21 protein-coding genes and 1 pseudogene are annotated in these 20,362 nt (G+C 45.6%); 7 read left to right on the top strand and 15 right to left on the bottom strand.

Annotated features, from left to right (window positions below):
• The first annotated feature begins 7 nt into the window (after nt 1–7).
• Together ACYVE4_RS30385 and ACYVE4_RS30380 are read left to right on the top strand one after the other, a co-directional pair.
• Complete coding sequence (locus ACYVE4_RS30385) at nt 8–1,027, top strand: dipeptide epimerase (RefSeq protein WP_461044182.1); 1,020 nt, start codon at nt 8–10, stop codon at nt 1,025–1,027.
• Nucleotides 1,020–2,114, top strand: coding sequence for an aminotransferase class I/II-fold pyridoxal phosphate-dependent enzyme (locus ACYVE4_RS30380; protein ID WP_461044181.1), 1,095 nt, complete (start codon nt 1,020–1,022; stop codon nt 2,112–2,114). The genes ACYVE4_RS30385 and ACYVE4_RS30380 overlap by 8 nt, the downstream gene beginning before the upstream one ends.
• A 19-nt stretch (nt 2,115–2,133) precedes the next feature.
• On the opposite strand, the gene ACYVE4_RS30375 is transcribed toward ACYVE4_RS30380, so the two are convergent.
• Together ACYVE4_RS30375 and ACYVE4_RS30370 are read right to left on the bottom strand one after the other, a co-directional pair.
• Nucleotides 2,134–2,865 (bottom strand): LytR/AlgR family response regulator transcription factor, encoded by a 732-nt coding sequence (locus ACYVE4_RS30375; protein WP_461044180.1) that lies wholly within the window; start codon nt 2,863–2,865, stop codon nt 2,134–2,136.
• Between the two features lie 194 nt (nt 2,866–3,059).
• The gene (locus ACYVE4_RS30370) at nt 3,060–3,614 is read right to left on the bottom strand and encodes an RNA polymerase sigma factor (protein WP_461044179.1); all 555 of its coding nucleotides are present in this window, start codon (nt 3,612–3,614) and stop codon (nt 3,060–3,062) included.
• Between the two features lie 283 nt (nt 3,615–3,897).
• On the opposite strand from ACYVE4_RS30370, the gene ACYVE4_RS30365 reads away from it, so the two are divergent.
• A complete protein-coding gene (locus ACYVE4_RS30365) occupies nt 3,898–4,818 on the top strand; it encodes a tyrosine-type recombinase/integrase (RefSeq protein WP_461044178.1) in 921 nt (306 codons plus the stop codon).
• Nucleotides 4,819–4,911: 93 nt separating this feature from the next.
• Here ACYVE4_RS30365 and ACYVE4_RS30360 read toward each other — a convergent pair whose 3' ends face one another.
• Complete coding sequence (locus ACYVE4_RS30360; protein ID WP_461044177.1) at nt 4,912–6,702, bottom strand: SGNH/GDSL hydrolase family protein; 1,791 nt, start codon at nt 6,700–6,702, stop codon at nt 4,912–4,914.
• A gap of 120 nt (nt 6,703–6,822) precedes the next feature.
• On the opposite strand from ACYVE4_RS30360, the gene ACYVE4_RS30355 reads away from it, so the two are divergent.
• Nucleotides 6,823–7,500, top strand: coding sequence for an EboA domain-containing protein (locus tag ACYVE4_RS30355; RefSeq protein WP_461044176.1), 678 nt, complete (start codon nt 6,823–6,825; stop codon nt 7,498–7,500).
• Between the two features lie 78 nt (nt 7,501–7,578).
• On the opposite strand, the gene ACYVE4_RS30350 is transcribed toward ACYVE4_RS30355, so the two are convergent.
• Nucleotides 7,579–8,232, bottom strand: coding sequence for a hypothetical protein (locus ACYVE4_RS30350; RefSeq protein ID WP_461044175.1), 654 nt, complete (start codon nt 8,230–8,232; stop codon nt 7,579–7,581).
• A 6-nt stretch (nt 8,233–8,238) separates the two neighbouring features.
• Nucleotides 8,239–8,898, bottom strand: a complete 660-nt coding sequence (locus ACYVE4_RS30345) for a DUF4136 domain-containing protein (protein WP_461044174.1) — start codon at nt 8,896–8,898, stop codon at nt 8,239–8,241.
• Nucleotides 8,899–9,062: 164 nt separating this feature from the next.
• On the opposite strand from ACYVE4_RS30345, the gene ACYVE4_RS30340 reads away from it, so the two are divergent.
• Together ACYVE4_RS30340 and eboC are read left to right on the top strand one after the other, a co-directional pair.
• A complete protein-coding gene (locus ACYVE4_RS30340) occupies nt 9,063–9,995 on the top strand; it encodes a TatD family hydrolase (protein WP_461044173.1) in 933 nt (310 codons plus the stop codon).
• A gap of 39 nt (nt 9,996–10,034) precedes the next feature.
• A complete protein-coding gene (eboC, locus tag ACYVE4_RS30335) occupies nt 10,035–10,910 on the top strand; it encodes a UbiA-like protein EboC (protein ID WP_461044172.1) in 876 nt (291 codons plus the stop codon).
• A gap of 98 nt (nt 10,911–11,008) precedes the next feature.
• Here the strand turns inward: eboC and ACYVE4_RS30330 are convergent, their stop codons facing one another.
• The 6 genes from ACYVE4_RS30330 to ACYVE4_RS30305 form a co-directional block, all read right to left on the bottom strand.
• Nucleotides 11,009–11,440 carry a BrxA/BrxB family bacilliredoxin gene (locus ACYVE4_RS30330; protein ID WP_461044171.1) on the bottom strand — a complete coding sequence of 144 codons (432 nt, stop codon included), beginning with the start codon at nt 11,438–11,440 and terminating at the stop codon, nt 11,009–11,011.
• A 91-nt stretch (nt 11,441–11,531) separates the two neighbouring features.
• Nucleotides 11,532–11,843, bottom strand: coding sequence for a DUF59 domain-containing protein (locus ACYVE4_RS30325; RefSeq protein ID WP_460950650.1), 312 nt, complete (start codon nt 11,841–11,843; stop codon nt 11,532–11,534).
• A gap of 16 nt (nt 11,844–11,859) precedes the next feature.
• Complete coding sequence (locus tag ACYVE4_RS30320; RefSeq protein ID WP_461044170.1) at nt 11,860–12,288, bottom strand: SufE family protein; 429 nt, start codon at nt 12,286–12,288, stop codon at nt 11,860–11,862.
• Entirely contained in the window at nt 12,285–12,446 is a 162-nt protein-coding gene (locus ACYVE4_RS30315; protein WP_461044291.1) for a type II toxin-antitoxin system RelE/ParE family toxin, read from the bottom strand. Before ACYVE4_RS30315 ends, ACYVE4_RS30320 begins: the two co-directional genes overlap by 4 nt.
• Before the next feature lie 109 nt (nt 12,447–12,555).
• Nucleotides 12,556–12,720 (bottom strand): hypothetical protein, encoded by a 165-nt coding sequence (locus ACYVE4_RS30310; protein WP_461044169.1) that lies wholly within the window; start codon nt 12,718–12,720, stop codon nt 12,556–12,558.
• Between the two features lie 59 nt (nt 12,721–12,779).
• On the bottom strand, nt 12,780–14,018 hold the full coding sequence (locus ACYVE4_RS30305) for a SufS family cysteine desulfurase (RefSeq protein WP_461044168.1): 1,239 nt from the start codon (nt 14,016–14,018) through the stop codon (nt 12,780–12,782).
• A 146-nt stretch (nt 14,019–14,164) separates the two neighbouring features.
• On the opposite strand from ACYVE4_RS30305, the gene ACYVE4_RS30300 reads away from it, so the two are divergent.
• Entirely contained in the window at nt 14,165–15,592 is a 1,428-nt protein-coding gene (locus tag ACYVE4_RS30300; protein WP_461044167.1) for an ArnT family glycosyltransferase, read from the top strand.
• Between the two features lie 2 nt (nt 15,593–15,594).
• Here the strand turns inward: ACYVE4_RS30300 and ACYVE4_RS30295 are convergent, their stop codons facing one another.
• From ACYVE4_RS30295 to ACYVE4_RS30280, 4 genes and pseudogenes are all read right to left on the bottom strand, one after another.
• Nucleotides 15,595–16,512, bottom strand: a complete 918-nt coding sequence (locus ACYVE4_RS30295) for an esterase-like activity of phytase family protein (protein ID WP_461044166.1) — start codon at nt 16,510–16,512, stop codon at nt 15,595–15,597.
• A 129-nt stretch (nt 16,513–16,641) separates the two neighbouring features.
• Nucleotides 16,642–17,967, bottom strand: coding sequence for a Fe-S cluster assembly protein SufD (gene sufD / locus ACYVE4_RS30290; RefSeq protein ID WP_461044165.1), 1,326 nt, complete (start codon nt 17,965–17,967; stop codon nt 16,642–16,644).
• Between the two features lie 119 nt (nt 17,968–18,086).
• Nucleotides 18,087–18,836: a Fe-S cluster assembly ATPase SufC gene (sufC, locus tag ACYVE4_RS30285; RefSeq protein WP_461044164.1), complete on the bottom strand. Its 750-nt coding sequence runs from the start codon at nt 18,834–18,836 to the stop codon at nt 18,087–18,089.
• A gap of 295 nt (nt 18,837–19,131) precedes the next feature.
• Nucleotides 19,132–20,362: pseudogene (locus ACYVE4_RS30280) on the bottom strand (hypothetical protein); the annotation flags it as partial.

The following is a 20,362-nucleotide window of genomic DNA, read 5'->3' as shown; positions in this document are numbered from 1 at the left end:
AAGCCGAATGCAGTTACTTTTTCACCCGGTCGATTTACGACTGAATCACACATTTACTATTGCCCACGATAGCCGAGATGTGCAGCCAACGCTAATCGTTGAACTTCGGGATGGGGAATATCGTGGCTTTGGCGAAGCTACTGCAACGCGTTATTACGGTATTACAATTGATGGGATGATAGCTGCTTTGGAAGCTATTCGAGAGCATATTGAGTCATATAATTTTTCTGATCCTGAGCAGTTTTGGGCCGATATGCATCCGCACCTGACACAAAATCCATTCGCGCTCTGTGCACTCGATCAGGCCGCCTGGGATGTATGGGCGAAGCGACTGGGCGAGCCGCTTTATAAACGCTGGAAACTTGATCCAACGAATGCTCCCATAACGGATTATACCATTGGGTTGGATACGCCGGCGAAGATGATTGAAAAAATGCAGGAACGACCCTGGCCATTGTATAAAATAAAACTAGGCCGTCCTGACGAAGATATTACCCTGGTTCAAACGTTACGTCAACACACCGACGCTCTGTTTCGGGTAGATGCCAATTGCGGCTGGACGGCCGACGAAGCCATCGAAAAAGCCAGAATTCTGAAAACGCTGGCCGTTGAGTTTATTGAACAACCGCTTCCTGCTGATGATTGGCAAGGGGCAAAAAAAGTATATGAACAAAGTGAATTACCCATCATTGCCGATGAAAGCTGCATCGTAGAGAGCGACGTTGACCGGTGTGCGGGTTATTTTCATGGTGTCAATATCAAACTAACCAAATGTGGGGGAATTACCCCCGCCCGGCGGATGATTGCCCGCGCTCGTGAATTGGGTTTGCGCGTCATGGTTGGCTGTATGACCGAATCGAGCGTAGGGATTTCAGCCATTGCTCAGTTGCTTCCATTGCTCGACTATGCCGATCTGGATGGCGCTATGTTAATTGCCAACGATCCAGCCACTGGTGTTACATTTGATAATGGTAAAGTTGTGTATCCACGGGAAAACGGCACAGGTGTAAGACTAACGTATGAGTGATTTTTTCGAGATAAATCACCTGCCGAACCGGACAGTAACTCACGAAGGGCAGGATTATCTATTTTTTAGTGGGACAGCTTATTTGGGATTGTCGCAAAATGCTGATTTCCAGAAGCTCATGTCCGACGCGATGACGCAGTATGGAACAGTATTTGGTAGCTCGCGCAATGGTAATCTACGGTTAGGTATCTACGAAGCAGCTGAAGCAAAGCTAGCCGATTGGGTTATGGGTGATATTCCAGATGCGATGGCGCTTACCTTATCGTCGGGCATGATGGCTGGACAGGCTGTTATGAATTGGCTGAAAGGGGAGGGGTTTTCATTTATCTATGCCCCCAAAGCCCATCCAGCGCTTTGGCACGAGCCCTCTGTTCCGATACCTTCGTCATCGTTTACTGATTGGCCAACTCAATTGCCCGATCAACTGCGAAATACCAAACCCGGACCCGTTGCGATTCTGGTCAATTCGATTGACGCAGTCGCTTCCGTCTATTATGATTTTAATTGGGTTCGCGCACTCCCAGATAATCGCCCAATTACCCTCGTTGTTGATGATTCACATGGGCTGGGCGTACTAAACGGGGGGCGAGGTATCTGGACGCAAATCAATCAACTCTTGGATCGTGATACGGAGAATATCCAACTGGTCGTAACCGCTTCGCTGGCCAAGGCTATGGGATTACCCGGTGGCATAGTGTTTGGCGAAGCTACACAGATAAACGCCTTGCGTCGTACGGCTTTCTTCGGGGCCTGTTCCCCCATGCCACCGGTGTATCTGGAAACCTATCTGCGAGCGAGTTACTTATACGTTGAAGGATATTCCCGACTAATGCAAAATATAGCCTTAGCCGAAAAATTGCTTCTCCCCACCGGGTTGTTTCAACACGCCGACGGATATCCCGTTTTTTTTACCGAACGTGATGATTTATATCAGAAATTGCTCGACCATGGTATTCTGATTTACTCGTTTGCTTACCCAACTGCCGCCGACCGAGCCAACACGCGTATTGTGATCAGCGCCTTTCATACGTCGGAGGACATAAAGCAATTGGCCGACTGTATCCATACCTACACCATAGTTCATTAGGTATTTATTTGGCTTCTTATTAGTCGCTGAATTCTGCCCGATCAAATATTCTTAATAATCCCTCTAGTTTATGCCGAAACGAAATGCCAATAGGAATTTTGGCTTGTCCCAGCCAAAGATGATTGCGGTCGTAGCTGGTAATTTTTGAGATATTGACCAAATAAGATTTGTGTACCCGAACGAATTGACGAGGTAATAATAAATCGGTCAGCGTAGACAGCCGCTCATTGACAACGTGAAACTGGACCTGACTAATTACTTTTGAGTAAATACCATAGGCTTCAATGTACTCAATTGCGGAAAAGTTGAAGCGTTGAATTTTACGGCCTATTTTCAGAAAAATGAAGGAATCTTTAGCCGCACTATCAGCGGTCAACCGAGTAGATAGGGCTCGATTAAGGGCTACCAGCAGACGCTCATACGTGAAAGGTTTAAGCAAATAATCGACCGTTTTGCCGATTTCATAACTTTCAAGGGCATAATTTGAATGCGAACTGGTGATAATAACAGGAGGAAGATTTTTGTTCAGCCTCAATAAATTCAGCCCCGATTGATTGGTTAGATTAATATCCAGAAATATCAGATCAATTTTCTCGAATGATAGTAAATGAATTGTTTCCTCAATCGTTGAGCAAATTCCTGCCAGTTCCAGAAAGGATAAATGAGCCAAGGTTTGTTTGAGGTGCTCTGCATCGCTTTGGGAATCATCAACGATCAGATATCTCTTTTCTTTTATAGGGGAGTTAGTCATTGTATTTGTTTTCAACTATGGTTTTGGGAGTATAAAACTGTCCGATTAGTTGTTCATCAACCATTTATGGATTGGCCAATCAGGTCAACTATTTATCTAATCTGGTCAGTAATGACGGGAAAAATAAATAAGGTCACCTTTCCTTTGCCAGAAAGTGACCTTATGATTGGTTGGTAGACGAAAAAAGAACGTAGTTAGTGACGACCTGTCAACCGTCCACGTAGAATTTGTAGTCGGTCTCTTGAACGTTTCAGTCTCATTTTTATAGTAGAATCCGAAACATTATAGCGCATACCTATTTCTTTAATGGAAAGCCCTTGTTCATATTTAAGTCTCAGCAAGGTAACTTCTTCCTTAGGTAATGTATTCACTAAATACAAGAGTTGGTTAAAGTGCGAATCCTGCGCTTCCATATCTTTGTCATTTGCCAGAGATAAGGTCTCGACATCCAGGGATTCTTTTCGCATTCTTGCTGCTGCCTTGAGCTTTTCAATGCAGTAATTATGAGAAATCGCGTAAAGCCAGGTCGAAAAGGCCGATCGGTTCTCGAAGCCTTTGAGCTTCATAAACACTTTTATGAATATATCCTGGGTAAAATCCTGAGCATCATCACTGTTGCAGGTAACTTTCAGGCACTGACTGTAGACTTTATTTTCGTAACGTCGGTACAATTGGTCAAAACAATCAAGTTCATTGGTAAGCTGAAAGCGGTGGATAAGTTGTTCGTCTTTTAAAGCACTCTTTTTCATGAAATTGCACGTATAAGTAACCGTTGAATGGCTCTGCAAAGTTAAGAAGCTGAAAAAAGCAGAAATGATTGGTTAGATTTAGGTAACATAAGAAGGCAATTAACTATATCGAGGACAGCGTTTAATGCTATGATTTAGAGTTTTCTTATCGTATTTTTTAGAGATTGGCAGGTTACCAAATTGCAGATATGAAAGGAGGTAAGCTGTTTATAATCAATTTATTGTATTGATTTTGTGACACGATAAGAAGTTGAGTATATTTAACTAAAGTCAGAGAAATTATATGGATTCCAGGAATACGACAGAGAAATCGGTAAGCTCTGACTTCCTTCAGCATATTCGATACGAGAAGCGATTAAGTCACCACACGCTTACTGCTTATGAAAAAGACTTGGAGCAATTCACGGAGTTTTTGGCCACAGAATGTCATGTAGATCAACCCGAACGCGCTGATTTCCGACACATCCGGTCCTGGATTGTGAGTTTGGTGGAAAGTGGATTGGATAAATCGTCAGTGAATCGGAAGATAGCTACGCTACGGAGTTTCTACGGATTTCTATTGCGCCGAAAAATGATCGATCTGGACCCGATGGTAAAAATTCAGGCGCTGAAAGCGAGTAAAAAATTACCGCAATATGTCGAGGAAAAGCCAATGGAAACGCTACTCAACGACGTCGATTTTCCGGATACGTTTGATGGCATACGTGATAAATTAGTGCTCGAATTATTGTACGGAACCGGCGTTCGATTGAGCGAATTAATAAGCCTGAAAACGGTTGACATTAACCTGTTTAACAAAACTATTACGGTATTGGGCAAGCGAAACAAACACCGACTTGTGCCTCTCACACAACCGTTGTTTGATCTTATACAGCAGTATAACCAACTGAAAGAACAGGAATTTTCTGGCCAGGCTGATTCAACGGTGTTGATCGTTAGTGATAAAGGAGTAGCTGCTTATCCGGTTCTTATTCAGCGAATTGTGAAACGACACTTGGCTCTTGTAACGACGCTTGAAAAGAAAAGTCCACACGTTTTGCGCCACTCGTTTGCTACGCATCTGCTCAATCGTGGAGCCGATTTAAATGCTATTAAAGATTTGCTGGGGCATAGCAGTCTGGCGGCAACACAGATTTATACACACACTAGCTTAGAACAACTCAAAAAGACTTACGATCAGGCCCATCCAAAGGCGAAGAAGTGATTTATAGAAACCGGATGGATCTTTCAAGAACCCCTGAAAGGCACGTTTTGTCATGCAGACTCGTCCGCCGGTGCAGCAACAAGCATGACAAAATTATTTCTTTCCTTTTAAGTAGGGCTGAAGTTTAGCTACGAACCGACGATATCCGTCTGCGTTGGGGTGGAGCCCGTCGCTAAAGAACGATTCGTCAATTTTCCCTTCCGGCTTGAGAAACACGGTTCCGGGCTGTATAAACGTGGCGTTTAATTTGCCGGCCACTTGAGCTAGTCGTTGATTTAGTGACGCGATCCGCTCTTCCATTTGTCGGCGGGGCAAAATTCCAATCATCAAAATGGCTGCATTAGGCTGTCGCGTTTGCATTGCACGAATCAGAAAACTCATTCCCTCTGCAATTTCCGCATCGGTATTGAATTGCAGATTGTTCGTGCCAATCATCAGTACAATCTGGTTCGGTGAATATCCATCGAGTTCGCCGTGGTAGACCCGCCAGAGCACGTTTTCGATGCGATCCCAGCCATACCCCATATTCTGAACACCTGATGGAGCCATGATGCTAGTCCAACTGTCAGCACCACCCTGATTGACATCGCTGGGTTCGCCACCCCAGAAATGCGTGATAGAATTGCCGAAGAATACAATTTTGGGTGGATTATTTTTCAAGCGATCCAGTATGGCACGATGACGGATTTCCCAATCGTATTTGGACGCATCGCGGAATTGTGTACGCGGTCTCGTAATCGATAATTGACCAATGGGTTCGTTAAGAATGGGCCGAATAATGCGTTCGTAAGCGTCTGCATATTGTTGCATGCCCAGATCAGTCGGGTGCGTTCCATCGACCATCGCATCAATATCCAGATTGATAGCTGATTTTGTCAACAGATCGAGTTGTTGAATGCCTTCACTTTTTAATTGGGTAAAAGCCTGTTGCATCAGTTCATTGACGTCGGTATAGAGCTGTCGCCGGGTTGGGTTAATCGCTCCTTCAGTATAACCCGCATGCTCGACCAACAGAATGGGCGTAGAAGGGCGTCGTTGTCGGAGCGTTTTTACCGATTGAATAATCCGCGCTTTAATGGTATCGGGTTTAATACCTACCGTGGCAACCAAATTGGGCAGACAATCCAGTACGAATAGTTTTGCGTCGATTTCTGGCAGTAAATCAACGACTTCTTTCTCCATCCGTCCGTTGCCTGAAAATCCCAGATTGATAACAGGCCGATCTAATTTCCGGCCTAGAATAGCGGGCCAGGCCATTCCCGGTCGTGAGGCACAGGCTCCCTGGGCGATAGACGTTCCGTATACAACAATTGGCTTATCGGCCCTAATGGGCAACGGTGTTAGTGTAACTGTTTTAGGAACGCCGATTTCGAGCCATTTAACAGAGTTATACAAGGGCAGATACAACCGATATTCCCTTCCTTTTTTGTGATAGGGATCGTTAGGTTCAAGATTCATGAACTGGTATTGAATCGTATCGCCGAAGCTATATTTTCCGGCACACCAAAGCCAGTCGCCATCACTGTTCCCAGCGTACAAATCAACACCACTAACGCCCGTTGCAGGCATATGTGGGAGCGCCGTTTGCTTCCCACCAACCGCATATCGAACAACAACCTGATCGGTACTCGCTCGGAATCGGATCATTAAGCCAGCTGCGTTGTGCGACAGATTCCAAACGGGAGATCTAACTGCTTTTTCAGCACGAGCGGGCAGTCGATCATACGGATTCTGAATATCCTTTCCCGACCAGCCCTGACCTTCAATAACCGAAAAATCAGCTTGCGTTGGATTCCACCACACATACTCTGCTGGTTGCTGGGCGAAAACCGTTAGCGTACATAAAAAAAGGAAGGCTAGGGAACTCAGTAGCGATTTATGCATTGTTGAAAGAATAGGACAGTAGATATGCATTGGCTATTCGAATCAATAAAGACGAGTATAGCGTTCTACTAATGTGTTTTTGATAGCTAAGCGCACGAATTACGAAAGTATTTTTGTCCAATGAATATTCTTCAAATGAGTCAGACGCTGTTTTATCTAATTGAACAGCAGCCCAATTCTGAAAAAGCCGTTACGTATCTTCGTCAACAGGCCGATACGTTTCACGGCAATCCGCAGGTATCGTCGTTCTATCGTGTTTTTACGGCGTTGCCGCGTTTTGTAGGAAAACAGCCTATTGAGTTGCCAGAGGATATGGCATTTACATTGGAACGTATACGACCCGGTTTTACAGTGCAAGGGTGGACGCTCGACCGGCTGGCACGAGTCTGGTGGCTCCTTCAACTACCCAAAGACGATCAAACTGCATATGTGAACACGATCAGCGAGCTTTTCAAAGCCGCAGAAATGAACGAATTGGTGGCTCTCTATTCGGCATTGCCAGTTTTGGCTTATCCCGAATCCTGGCGATTTCAGGCAACCGAAGGTATTCGAAATAACATCGCGGATGTACAATCGGCAATCATGCTTCACAATCCGTATCCAACCGACTATTTCGACGAAGCGGCCTGGAATCAGTTGATTTTAAAAGCGTTTTTTACCGACAAAGATGTTACTCAAATCACTGGACTGAACGAGCGCAAAAACGCCCGACTCGCTGCAACGTTGGCCGACTATGCCGCCGAACGTCGCGCTGCCGGGCGCAGTTTACCCGCTCATTTGGAAGAGTTGATGAGTTAATTTAGACTCTTTTTGTCGTGCTGGCGAGGAAAGCATCTTAAAGCATCCGTCAGCATGACAAATGGATTTCAAAGTCAATCAATACCAGCGATATGAAATACCGGCTGAGATCATCAGCGATGGGCTGCTGTTTTTCAGGAGATCGTAATTGAAAAATACGTTCTGGTACTGCGCCTGAATTTCAGCACCTAAACCCTGCTCACGTCGTCCATAATATTTTATACCAATGGCTGGTGAAATTGCTCCTTTGAAACCATTTTTTTGATCAACCAATGGGCCAAAATAATTGGTATAATCAATGTAGGCACCACCACCTGCCATTTGTATATAAGGCCGAATAGCAGCTGCATTACCCGCAAAGTAATACGACAGCGAAACCATCGCCGGAATGACTGATAACGTACGGGTCTGTACAGCCGAAATCGACTGATTATCATACTGATAAACCTGCCGGGGAAGTCGGAGTTTATTGTATTGGTACCCCGTTTTCAAGCCGATGGAGAAATGTTGCGGGAATAACCATTCGCCATCCAAAGCAAAATTCGTTGGTGAAATTTTATCAATGTACCCCTGTTGACCGCCCATCGGAAAAGCGACTCCATAACGGGCAGAAATATTGAACGTGACGTACCGATCATAAATCGATGACTCACCCATATACTCATTCTTATATTGCGCCCAGGCCCCTGACGTCACGCCAAGCAGGGCGATTAATGCCATAATACGTTTCATAGTGTATTAGCGGGTTACCTGTAAATAAGGTGATTGATTAAAAATAGCCGTGGTTGCCAGATCGACGGACTGTACGTCTGTAATATCAGTTCCACGAATAGTGGCATCATAAATAACATTCAGTTGCTGCTGGCCAGCTGCATTGGTTGTCCTGTTTTTTAAGTCAACAATCTGAATTTCCCAATATTGATCCGTAACCTGATAGGTGTAATAGCTAGGATAGTAAGGCATGTAGCCGTAGCCGCCCAAACCACCGTATCCCCAATAATTCGAATAATACGCATAGGGGTCGGATGCGAGGCCCGTATATTGGTTATTAACACGGATTATGGCGACACCTAAATCGGCTGTATCACCTTTAGCTACTCGTTTGAATCCACGGGAAGTTAGCGCATTGGCTACATTGGTTACGAACTGACTCCCAACACTGTTTTGTGCGGTAACATAGCCAGTATTGGATTCGAGGATGACCGAGTCGGGCAGACTAAATGTTTTATACTGACCAAAATTGACAGACTGGTCGTAATTTGTAATGTAAACCGGCGCATCGGCTGGCCTTAAATCGTCTATCGCGTTCTCCCGGCAGGCTGTTAGCACTCCGCTCACTGATACTAGCAGTAGTATCGCCCAAAGGCGTACTTTTTCTGACTTGCGTTGTTGATGCATATCTGTGGTTGCATTTGTTGTTTATCTATAAAACGAATAGACAATCTTGAAGGTTGTATAATCGAATTAAATTGTGGGTAAAATGATGCGGGAATGGCCTACATTTTAGAGAACTTTGTCCGACAATGACCGCGTTGACTTAGGCGGGTAACACTGACAGTATTATGGATTTTATGGATTCTATTCGGGGCATGTCGTTCTTCGATATGCACGTCCACATGACGTCCCGAACGACGGATGATTATCAGGCAATGGCCGATGCGGGGGTAGTAGCTTTAATAGAACCCGCTTTCTGGCTGGGTCAGCCACGTACCGGAGTCGATTCCTTTCGGGATTATTTCGCTAGTCTGGTTGGCTGGGAACGCTTTCGGGCTTCTCAATTCGGCATTCGGCATTATTGCACGATTGGCCTGAATTCGAAAGAAGCCAATCAGGAAGCTCTAGCCGAGCAGGTTATGGAAATCCTGCCATTATTCATCTATAAAGAAGGTGTCGTCGGAGTAGGAGAAATTGGTTTCGATGATCAGACGGCGGCCGAAGAAAAATACTACCGGGCACAACTGGAACTAGCGAAAGAAGCTAACCTGCCTGTACAGATTCATACCCCTCACCGTGATAAAAAACAGGGCACCAGCCGTAGTATGGACATTGCGATTGAGCATGGCATAGATCCCGGCATGGTGATTGTTGATCACAATAATGAGGAGACGGTACGCGAAGTGCTCGACCGAGGATTCTGGGCTGGCTTCACCATTTATCCGTTTACCAAAATGGGCAATGAGCGGATGGTGGAAGTTGTCAAGCAATACGGCCCGGATCACATCATGATTAACTCGGCGGCCGACTGGGGAATCAGCGATCCATTAGCCGTCCCCAAAACGGCTGCGTTAATGAAGCAGCACGGTATTTCGGACGAAGCGATTCGACTGGTAACATTCACAAATGCCGTTACAGCGTTCGCACAAAGTGGTCAACTGAGCCTGGAAGAACTGACGCAACCGCTAGGAATCGACCAAAGCCAACGTTATAACGGCAGCTCAATCTTACGCGGTGGCCAGGCGCCGAGAGTAGATAAGGAATCAACGATAATTAAATAGTGATGAGAGATAAACGTTTATCTCTCATCATTCATCACTATGATAAAGGCGCTTCTTTCCCTTACTCGCCCGGCGAATCTGGTTACGTCGGTGGCTGATGTGCTGGCGGGTATGGCTATTGCGGGTTATTTTTCGATTGAGAATTTTGCGTTGCCTCCAATTGGCTGGCTTTGTTTAGCTACGGTTGGACTGTATGGTGGAGGGGTGGTTTTCAACGATGTATTTGATGCTGAATTAGACGCTATTGAACGACCGGAACGACCTATTCCTAGTGGGATTGTGAGTAAACAGGCCGCTATTTCGTTAGGACTGTTTTTACTGGCGATAGGTATTGGTGCTTCATTTTTGATTAATCAAACCGCTGGTTTTCTGGCGATTGGTATATCCGCTGCGGCACTTATCTATGACCGTTTTGGGAAGCACCACAATTGGTTAGGCCCAGTGAATATGGGCTTATGCCGGGGACTCAATTTGCTGTTGGGCATAAGCATTTTACCCGACCAGGTAATACCCTGGGCCTGGGTCGGTCTGGTGCCGATCGTTTACATTGCCGCCATTACCATGATTAGTCGGGGAGAAGTTCACGGTGGGAGCCCGGTTACGCTTCGGGTGGCTGGACTGTTGTATGCGCTCGTGATTGGCTCCGTAGCTGCCTTAGCCCAGCGGCAACAAAATCTAGGAACAGCTTTTCCGTTTCTGGTACTTTTCGGCTACTTCATTTTTCCTCCTCTCTGGCGAGCTGTTAAAGAGCCGATAGGCCGGAATATTGGAATGGCGGTGAAAGCAGGCGTCTTATCGCTTATTGTAATGAATGCAGCCTGGGTTGCTGCTTTTGCTTCGTTTCCGCTAGCGTTACTAGTCTTTCTACTTTTGCCTTTATCACAATTTCTAGCAAAAGCATTTGCGGTAACATAAAAATAGACGAGAAGTAAAAAGTCGATAGTCGTCAGTAGTTGTATTGTATAATACAGTCTTACTGACGACTATCGACTTTTTACTTCTCGACTTAGTTTTTACGCATTCGCAGGAGTGCAGAATTCTTCCAGCGCCATTTCGAGGTGCTGAGCGATCATCTGCGCCGAACGACCTTCGATGTGGTGCCGCTCAATAAAATGAACCAGTTCGCCATCTTTGAAAATACCGATAGCTGGTGATGATGGAGGATAAGGCAACAGGTATTCACGCATTTGCGCGGTTGCTTCCAGATCACCACCCGCAAATACAGTCACCATTTTATCGGGTTTTACAGCACTAGCGGCCAACGCTGCTTTTACGCCCGGACGAGCTGCACCAGCTGCGCATCCACAAACCGAATTCACAACGACCAGCATAGTGCCTTCGGTGTTTTCCATCGTGTTTACCACGTCTTCGGCAGTGGTCAATTCTTCAAACCCAACGCTGGTCAGGTCTTCCCGCATCGGGACAAGCAAATGAGGAGGATACATACTTTTAGTGATTAGTTTATTAGTCGATAGTCGTCAGTCAGTAGTCGTCTGCCACTTCTGACTATCGACTAATGGCTGACGACTTAATTTTTTACATAAATCCCAGTTCTAATTTAGCAACTTCCGACATAAGTTCGGTTGAGTAAGGCGGATCGAAGGTGAGTTCGACACTAACATCGTTCACCCCTTCAATTGCTCGTACCTTCTCTTCGATTTCAGCCGGAATAGAACCCGCCGACGGACACGAAGGGGAGGTCAACGTCATCAGGATATAGACATTGTTGATCGGAAATATTTTGATCTCGTAGATAAGTCCGAGTTCATATACATCAACAGGGATTTCAGGATCGTATACGCCTTTGAGCGCCAGAACAACCTGTTCTTTTAATTCTTCGTCTGTCATTGCTCTACTTCTTAGATTAAGCAGTTTGACCTGAATACGCCCGGCCATAGGCTTTCATTCGTTCAATCATCGAAGCCAGCCCACCAGCCCGCAGCGATGTAATCAGATTACCCATTCCCACGCGTGGAATAAAATACAAATCCGCGTTGGCAATGTCTTCGGGCTTCTCGCCCGATAATACTCGGATCAGTAAACCGACTAACCCTTTTGAAATCTGGGCAGTGGGTTCGCTATCACCATAGAAATACAATTTGTCGTCTTTCAGTTCAGCATCGACCCACACTTTCGACTGGCAACCCATAATCCGGTTCTCGTCGGTTTTCTTTGACTCAGGCATTGGTGGTAATTTTTTGCCTAAGTCAATGATATACTGAGTTTTATCAAGCTGATCGTCAAACAGATCAAACTCATCTATAATTTCGTCCTGCTTTTCGTTAATGGTCATTCTTTCGAATTACTTGCTTGGTGTCGTATTGATACCAGATAAATTGTGTCAATCAAATAAACATACTTTACTCGATAACGACCCACCAGAATTTCACGATAGAAATAAAGTTCATGTTTTGGCACAAGCCTACCCATTTCGGGAAAGTCTGCTAACAACGCCAACTTTTATCTAACTCATCAGTCCAATTTTCCGATAAAGCTGGCGAAATTTCGTAAAGCTCATTAAGGGTTTTGTTTAGATGCTCTTTAGCACGGTCTGTCCAGATTAAGGTTGTTGCCATTGTTTGTCTTTAAGCCATTGGCGTGCCTCAGTCATTACATCGTCATGCTTATGGACATTTCCTTTGCGAATATCATCCAAGCCTGTTTCGAGGTCATCCAATGATTGCAGTCGGTCAATAATCTCTTCCATCGTAAGCTGTTCGGGCATACTTTGGAGGCTTTCGATAACCCTTGATTTGGTTAGCATATTTGCTTAATGATTACGAATCACAACATCATTTTCTGAACCCGGCGCAAACCTGTAATTAGTCGGTCAACTTCTTCTTTGGTGTTATAAACCGCAAAGGAGGCTCGCGTAGTTCCGGCGATTCCGAAGCGTTGCATCAGCGGCATGGTGCAGTGGTGGCCCGTACGCACAGCAATTCCCTGCTGGTCCAGAATAACGCCAATGTCCTGATGGTGAATACCGTCCATCACAAAGGAGATTACGCCAATTTTCTCTTTCGCCTGACCAATAATCCGCAAGCCATCTAGGGTATTTAATTGCTCCGTTGCATAGATGAGCAAGTCATGTTCGTGGGCAGCAATGGCTTCTTTACCCAAACCTGCCATGTATTCGAGGGCCGTTTTTACCGCCACTACATCGGCAATATTTGGGGTACCTGCTTCGAATTTATAAGGTATATCGTTGTACGTGGTTTTGGCGAAGGTGACTTCCTTAATCATCTCACCACCACCCCGATACGGCGGCATGGAATCCAGAATTTCTTTCTTACCATAGAGTACGCCCATACCAGTCGGGCCGTACAGTTTGTGGGCAGAAAGGGCGTAGAAATCAGCATCAAGCGCCTGAACATCAAGGTCAAGGTGCGAGCTGGCTTGGGCACCGTCGATCAGGACAACGGCGCCTACCTGATGCGCTTTTTCGATGATGGTTTTAACTGGATTGATCGTACCTAGCGCGTTCGAAACGTGTACGCAGGAAACAAATTTTGTCTTTTCAGAAAGCAGTTTTTCGTACTCATCCAGCAGTAGTTCGCCCTGGTCATTTATCGGAATAACTTTCAAAACGCATCCTTTTTCTTCACAGAGCATTTGCCAGGGAACAATGTTGGAATGGTGCTCCATGGTCGAGATAATGATCTCGTCACCCTCTTTCAAAAATTTCCGACCGTACGTTTGCGCGACCAGATTGATACCGTCCGTCGTGCCGTAGGTAAAGATGATTTCCTGCCAATGTCTGGCATTCAAAAACTCCTGAATGGCCCGACGCGACGCTTCAAAAGCGGCTGTAGCCTGCTCGGCCAGATGGTGAATACCCCGGTGAATATTAGCATTATAGCCCTCATAATAGCGGGTCAATGCATGAATAACCGGTATGGGTTTCTGATTTGTCGCTGCATTGTCGAAATAAACCAGTGGCCGCCCGTTGACCTCCTGATCCAATATGGGAAAGTCCCGGCGAATTTGTTGTATATCGAGGGTATGATCGATGGCTGGCTGCATAGGAACGCAAAAAATAACTTTACTTCTGTTAAAGGAAACGCAAAATAGTCGGGATTAGGTTCGGTAGAAAGGTGTAAAGAACGGGTACTTTTACAGACACCAGAAAAGATGTAGATTGACCTGTTTATCGGAAACTGCCTCATCTTATGCCATTTGTGATTTTGCCGTCACGGATCTATCCTGCCCTTTTTTTTCTGCTACTGGCAACTATAGCTATAACCTGCATCCATCGTGCTGAGTATTTTGACGAAGCCTGGTTTGCCGAACAGTCGTTTTGGTTGATCAAAACCGGACAGGTGAAATCCGAATTGTTTCGGGGCTACAATGGGTGGGAAAATGGACTTTACGTTTTCCATAAATTATTTATTTATGCGGGAGCACTTGTGATGTCGATCACGGGCGTTACGGTTGCAACGAATAAACTGGTTAGCCTATTTTTTGGTCTGCTTGGCGGGTATCTGATTTGGGTGTACGGTCGCTCAGTTCCCCGTGAACAGCGCTGGCTGTCTCTGTTACTCTTCTTCGGGAGCGGTACATTACTTCGCTATGTGTGCGTAAATCGGCCCGAAACGATGTGTATGGCTTTAGGATTTGCCTCCTATACAGCACTCGATCGTTCTGGTACTGCCCGACCTAAACCGGCTTTAGCAGGTTTTTTAGCCGGATTGTCGGCTCTGACGCACTTGAACGGAATCATCTACTTGATGGCTGGAACGGTCTGGCTATTCCGAAAAACGGATTGGCGATCTACGCTTTTATTTATGATCGTCGGCGGATTGACGTTAAGCCTCTATGGATTGGATGCATTACTAGCTGGTGATCTGACAAAACTTGTCGACCAGTTTCGGAACGATCCGGCCACCCAGCAAAATTTTGGATTAATGGCGAAGCTGGCTGTTATGGCTGATTACGATAAAGTCTTTTTTCATAGCGAGAACGAAGCGGCTTTGAGCATACTAGTTCTACTTTGTGCTATTCTTTTTCGAAAACAAGTTAAGCTGTCTGACCCTGTTCTTTTGTACACCATCATTCTGATTGTCTCATTCTGGATTCTGACGAAAAGCAGTACAGATATTTATTTTTTGCTATTTCTGCCTTGGCTATGCATTCTGGCTGCTCAGTGGTTAGCAACTTATTTGCCTGATCAGCCCAATTGGCAACGAAAACTGATGCAGGTAATCCTGCTTGGCTATGCTGCTGTGTTTGCTTTTCAGGTTCGGTTTGTGCTAATCGAGAATAGAGATTCGCTCGATGTGGATAAGCATAATGCCCTATTAGCCAGTCATATGCCTCGTAAGCATACGAAAGTGATTGCCCCACTGAATTTCTTTTTCGGACAGGTAGAAAACTTTACCATTCTGGGACTGACCTATTTTTTGTTTCTGCAGGAGAAAAAGAAAGGCTTGTCGCTAAACGATTTTTTTCGACTCGCTGAACAGGATAATGTAACCTATGTTATCAGCGATCACCGCTTAGATGGGAGTTACGATATACCTATTAATGCCCCTACTACAATCGGAAATTACCAGCGCGTTTTTCAAGATGAATGGAATACGATTTACGCCCGTAAATGAGTCTATTGTCTTTTCAGGAAAATGATCTGATTGCGTAATGTCTGATTTCGACGGAAGTTGTCATCGGCCACAACCACAAGTGTTTGGTGCTGCGCATCCGCCCAGGCCATGGCTTCCAGATTACAGACATTGCCCGGAAATTGTCGATTGAAGTCGAAGGCAAGTTCTTTTTTTAGCGTGTTGGTCGCTTCGTTCAGTGTCGCCAGATAAATATTGGCAGTTACCCGTTTTTGACTCGCATCGTAACACCGTTCCAGAATGAGTAAGCGCTGATCATCGACGGCCAGAATTTCAGAAATGCCGCCCGGCTGTTCTTCGCCCTGCGCAAAAGAACAACGATTGATTGGGTAGCTAAACCGCTGAACGATAGGATCAGATGAAAGAGGGGATAGGTAGCGAAAAAACGTGATGGTATCCTTATCCATGCGAACCTGACTTTCCCAACCCGCTTCAGTAGCTACCCAAAGTGCGCCCGACGGGGTAATGGCGATACCTTCCAATCCTTTATTAGGGCTAGGAAGCGGTATTTTCAATAGGATTTTTCCCATTGTATCTCCAGGCATTTTACCAGCCCATAGTGATGTGACAAATTCATGTTCGTCCGTCCAGAAATAGGTATTAGTTTGAGGATGATAACGAACGCTCTCAAACCAGAATGGCGTTTTTTCTGCCTGTTTAAGATGCGAGTCATCAGCTAAATCACGAATCGATCGAATGTTGGTAAAGACGAAATGCCAGCCACGATCACTCACAAAATGCCACTCACCTGAAGAAGATATGGTTTCAAGCCCGGAAAGCCCTCGTAAACTGTCTCGAATAGCCGGAATCGTGGCGGAGTCGCCTTCAAAGGTAAATTTTAAGCTTTGTCCCGATAATGTTCCAACAAGTAGAAAACAGGCAAGTACAAGTAGAAAGTGCATAGGGTTTTTAAAAAATGACTCATCTATAATGCAAAATGGATAACAACTGAGTAGTCATTATCCATTTTGCATTACGTATTATTTGTTTTTAAACCTCAAAGGTTTCTAAAACCTTTGAGGTTTAGCTCTTTACTTCGTCAGTTTCTCCGTCACGACACGTTCCAGATACTCCCGGATTGACTGAATTTTGATTTGGCTCAGTACATCTTGCGAGAACGCATAAAGCAACAATGTCCGGGCTTCATCTTTAGGAATACCTCGCGAACGCATATAAAACAACGCTTCGTCGTTCAATTGCCCCGTCGTAGTACCGTGTGAACATTTTACATCGTCGGCGAAAATTTCCAATTGCGGCTTGGTATTCATCGACGCGCCCGGCGACAGCACTACATTCTTACACGATTGATACGCATTCGTTTTCTGCGCATCTGGACGAACAAAAATTTTGCCGTTGAAAACACCAGTACTGTTGTCGTCCAGAATGCCTTTATACAATTCATTACTGTATGAATTGGGCATTGCGTGATCAACAAGCGTATGGTTATCAACGTGTTGTCGGCCATTTGGCATGTATAAACCATACATGAAGGCTTCGGCGTTCTGGCCGTTCAACACGATATTCAGATTGTTCCGGACGAAATTGCCATTCAGGGTAACGGTTGCCGAATAGAAATGGCTATTATCTGCCTGATTGACTTGTGTCGTACCAATATGATACGCTTTCGCGGTTTCGTCCTGCACTTTGTAGTACTGCATCCGTGCATCACGACCAAGCACGATTTCGGTCACGACATTGACGAAACTAGCCCCACCACCCAGCGTTCGGTACGATTCAGCCATCATCACTTCGGCATTTTTACCAACAACAATGAGGTTACGTGGCTGCGACGCGCTATTTTTTTCGCGGGCATCGGTAATAAAACGGAGAATGATCGGCTGCTCGACGGTTGTATTGGCCGGTACGCGAACGACAACGCCATCACTAGCCAGCGCCGTATTCAATGCTGTAAACGCATGATCCTGATAGTCTGCGTACCGAGCGAAGTGCGAGCCAATAAATTCAGGGTCAGTTTTTAGCGCTTCTGCAAAACTGGTTATCTGAACCTGCTCGGCCGGACTAATAATCCGCGAAAGCTCAGCGTGATACCGACCATTAACGAAATACAGAATATTACCGTCGAGGTTCGGAATTTCAAGCGGAGTCAGATCGCTGGCCGTTAAGGTTGTGTTATCGTCAAGCTCAAACGATTCTTTCAATAAACCATTAACGCTGGAATATTTCCATTCTTCATTACGAATGGTCGGAAAACCCAGTTGGTCGAATTGCTTTAGAGCCGACCGACGAAGCTGATGCAGAGCCGTTTTACTAGCTCCGTTCATGCGCTCTTCGTTATCGCGAAAAGCCGCCAACAGTTGCTCTTTAAAGTCCTTGTAGGACGAGTAGGAGGGAGTCATTTTTTTTCAGTGATGAGTGATAAGTTATGAACGATGAGAGATGAACGGTCCGCTAACGCGAAAGCAACAACTTAGGCGTCAGCCCACTCATCTCTCATCGTTCATCACTTATCACTAATTTATACTGCTTCAGCCTTAATCCAGTCGTAGCCTTTTTCTTCGAGTTCGAGGGCTAATTCTTTAGGGCCAGATTTTACGATACGACCTTGATACAGAACGTGTACGTAGTCAGGAACGATATAATCCAGTAGTCGTTGATAGTGCGTTACCACGATCGTAGCCCGTTCTGGCGAACGAAGTTTGTTAACGCCATCCGCTACAATTCGTAAGGCGTCGATGTCCAGGCCAGAATCGGTTTCGTCCAGAATCGCCAGTTTCGGTTCGAGCATAGCCATCTGAAAAATCTCGTTCCGTTTTTTCTCTCCTCCTGAAAACCCCTCATTTAGCGACCGACTCAACAAGGATTGGTCGATGTTGACGAGTTTCATTTTTTCTTTCATCAACTTCAAAAACTGCACCGCATCGAGTGGGTCTTGCCCACGATACTTGCGAATTTCGTTGAGGGCTGTTTTTAAGAAGTTAGTTGTGCTAACCCCCGGAATTTCAACCGGATACTGAAACGCGAGGAAGATTCCTTCGGCGGCTCGTTCTTCCGGAGCCATATCCAGTAAATCTTTCCCGTCGAATTCAACACTACCGCCGATTACTTCATAATCTTCACGACCTGCCAATACGGAGGCCAGTGTGCTTTTGCCAGCTCCATTCGGACCCATAATGGCATGAACTTCACCGGCATTAACTTCCAGATCAAGGCCTTTTAATATTTGCTTATTGCCAATTGTGGCTTGTAAATTACTGATGGATAACATAATAAAAACAGCGCGAGACGGCCTGATGAAGCCGCAAAGATAACGGATGAAACAGTATCTGGTCTGAAAGGATAACAAAATAGGGCGTTTAAAAGTTGACCTGTCCCGTTCTTATCATCATTTTATGTAAATAAAGAGTAGCCAATGAGGTTCATGGAAGAGTTATAAAGGAGAAATCCTCAGCCAACGAAACCAATTGACCCCCTGGCTAAATAGTTTTTCACAGTATTCAAATAATAAACCCGGCAAATCCAGGATTCGAATTTGCCGGGTTTATTATTTAAGCTATGTATCCCTATCGTGGATCGCCAATGCGCTTGGCTCGCTTAGTCTGTGTAATCACGAAGGGCACACAAACATCCGCTGGGCAACCACATATTGTCGGCATCAGCAACACGGTAATATCCTTGTAACAGGCTGGTGCACCAGCTTTGTAAATACGTACCGTATAAGCCTGATCTGTGGCAGGATTGGTTAGGTTACTAACAATTGTTCCACCCAGAGGAATTGGCTGCACTGCTCCTGATAAAGAGGCCGCTGGATTGAATGTACTTCCAAGCGAGTACTGATATGTATCGCCATTTGTAAAGCTGCTTACAATTAGTTTACCATTAGCCTGTGCTGTCGTACCAGAGCAGGTAACCGGTACCGCGCTGACTGTCGCCGATAGACTGCATACGACCGAGCAGGAAGCTGGTGCATCATAGCCGGTCGTTATCGTAGAACAACCAGGTAATGAGGCAATAATGGTATGTGTAAGTCCATCAGAAGGCATATCGTCGAAGACAGCCGCAATCGTAGTACTACCGACGGATGTTATCGCGAACGTAGCACTGCTAGGTCCATTTATAACCGTTAGTATACCCGTTGTAGAGTTGCTTAAGGTTACGATTGCCGTTACTGAGTGGGCATTGGTCGCGGTAGAACAGATTCCAGCGGTAGCCGTAACGGTCATTGAGCAAGGGTCGGCAGGACAAGCCGCTGGAGCCTCGTAGGTTGTACTTATCGTTTGACCCATGTACGTGACCACCACCGTATGTGTGCCTGTTCCGGTTGGTAATCCTGCGAAGGCATAGGAAACGGACGTTGTGCTGGTGTTGACCGTAACCGTAGTTGTGCTAGCACCATCGGTAATGGTCAGTGATCCTGCGATTGCATTCGTGAAACTTACAATACCCGTAGTATTATACGTATTAGTACCCGGTACACATTGTGGTGGGTCGCTAAGACTCAGTCTAGCCTCGATCGAACAGGAAACCGGAGCGGTATAGGTCTCTGTAGTTGTACCACAACCGGGCAGGCTCACCGTCGCCGTATGACTGGCGCCATCAGAAACCAGCCCTGGGATTAAGACTGTCAGCGAAGTAGTGCCAGTCGTTAAGGTTTGGCTAACGGGCGCTGCTCCCGGAATGCTTACTGAAAGCGTCCCTGAGCTGGCATTTGTTAAGCTGATCACCACATTTGCATCATAGGTATTGGTCGCCGAGGCACAAATTCCAGCGGTAGCCGTAGCAGTGAGCGAACAG

Source organism: Spirosoma harenae (assembly GCF_054776975.1).
The sequence above is the reverse complement of the archived record's forward strand: the minus strand, read 5'-3'. Positions and strand labels throughout refer to the sequence as shown.

Coding starts and splice junctions, on each gene's coding strand:
- eboC (WP_461044172.1), top strand. CDS start 10,035: ATGATAAAGGCGCTTCTTTCCCTTACTCGCCCGGCGAATCTGGTTACG.
- sufC (WP_461044164.1), bottom strand. CDS start 18,836: ATGTTATCCATCAGTAATTTACAAGCCACAATTGGCAATAAGCAAATA.
- ACYVE4_RS30320 (WP_461044170.1), bottom strand. CDS start 12,288: ATGACCATTAACGAAAAGCAGGACGAAATTATAGATGAGTTTGATCTG.
- ACYVE4_RS30385 (WP_461044182.1), top strand. CDS start 8: ATGCAGTTACTTTTTCACCCGGTCGATTTACGACTGAATCACACATTT.
- ACYVE4_RS30355 (WP_461044176.1), top strand. CDS start 6,823: ATGAATATTCTTCAAATGAGTCAGACGCTGTTTTATCTAATTGAACAG.
- ACYVE4_RS30325 (WP_460950650.1), bottom strand. CDS start 11,843: ATGACAGACGAAGAATTAAAAGAACAGGTTGTTCTGGCGCTCAAAGGC.
- ACYVE4_RS30360 (WP_461044177.1), bottom strand. CDS start 6,702: ATGCATAAATCGCTACTGAGTTCCCTAGCCTTCCTTTTTTTATGTACG.
- ACYVE4_RS30330 (WP_461044171.1), bottom strand. CDS start 11,440: ATGTATCCTCCTCATTTGCTTGTCCCGATGCGGGAAGACCTGACCAGC.
- ACYVE4_RS30345 (WP_461044174.1), bottom strand. CDS start 8,898: ATGCATCAACAACGCAAGTCAGAAAAAGTACGCCTTTGGGCGATACTA.
- ACYVE4_RS30365 (WP_461044178.1), top strand. CDS start 3,898: ATGGATTCCAGGAATACGACAGAGAAATCGGTAAGCTCTGACTTCCTT.
- ACYVE4_RS30310 (WP_461044169.1), bottom strand. CDS start 12,720: ATGCCCGAACAGCTTACGATGGAAGAGATTATTGACCGACTGCAATCA.
- ACYVE4_RS30375 (WP_461044180.1), bottom strand. CDS start 2,865: ATGACTAACTCCCCTATAAAAGAAAAGAGATATCTGATCGTTGATGAT.
- ACYVE4_RS30370 (WP_461044179.1), bottom strand. CDS start 3,614: ATGAAAAAGAGTGCTTTAAAAGACGAACAACTTATCCACCGCTTTCAG.
- ACYVE4_RS30350 (WP_461044175.1), bottom strand. CDS start 8,232: ATGAAACGTATTATGGCATTAATCGCCCTGCTTGGCGTGACGTCAGGG.
- ACYVE4_RS30305 (WP_461044168.1), bottom strand. CDS start 14,018: ATGCAGCCAGCCATCGATCATACCCTCGATATACAACAAATTCGCCGG.
- ACYVE4_RS30300 (WP_461044167.1), top strand. CDS start 14,165: ATGCCATTTGTGATTTTGCCGTCACGGATCTATCCTGCCCTTTTTTTT.
- ACYVE4_RS30380 (WP_461044181.1), top strand. CDS start 1,020: ATGAGTGATTTTTTCGAGATAAATCACCTGCCGAACCGGACAGTAACT.
- ACYVE4_RS30295 (WP_461044166.1), bottom strand. CDS start 16,512: ATGCACTTTCTACTTGTACTTGCCTGTTTTCTACTTGTTGGAACATTA.
- ACYVE4_RS30340 (WP_461044173.1), top strand. CDS start 9,063: ATGGATTTTATGGATTCTATTCGGGGCATGTCGTTCTTCGATATGCAC.
- sufD (WP_461044165.1), bottom strand. CDS start 17,967: ATGACTCCCTCCTACTCGTCCTACAAGGACTTTAAAGAGCAACTGTTG.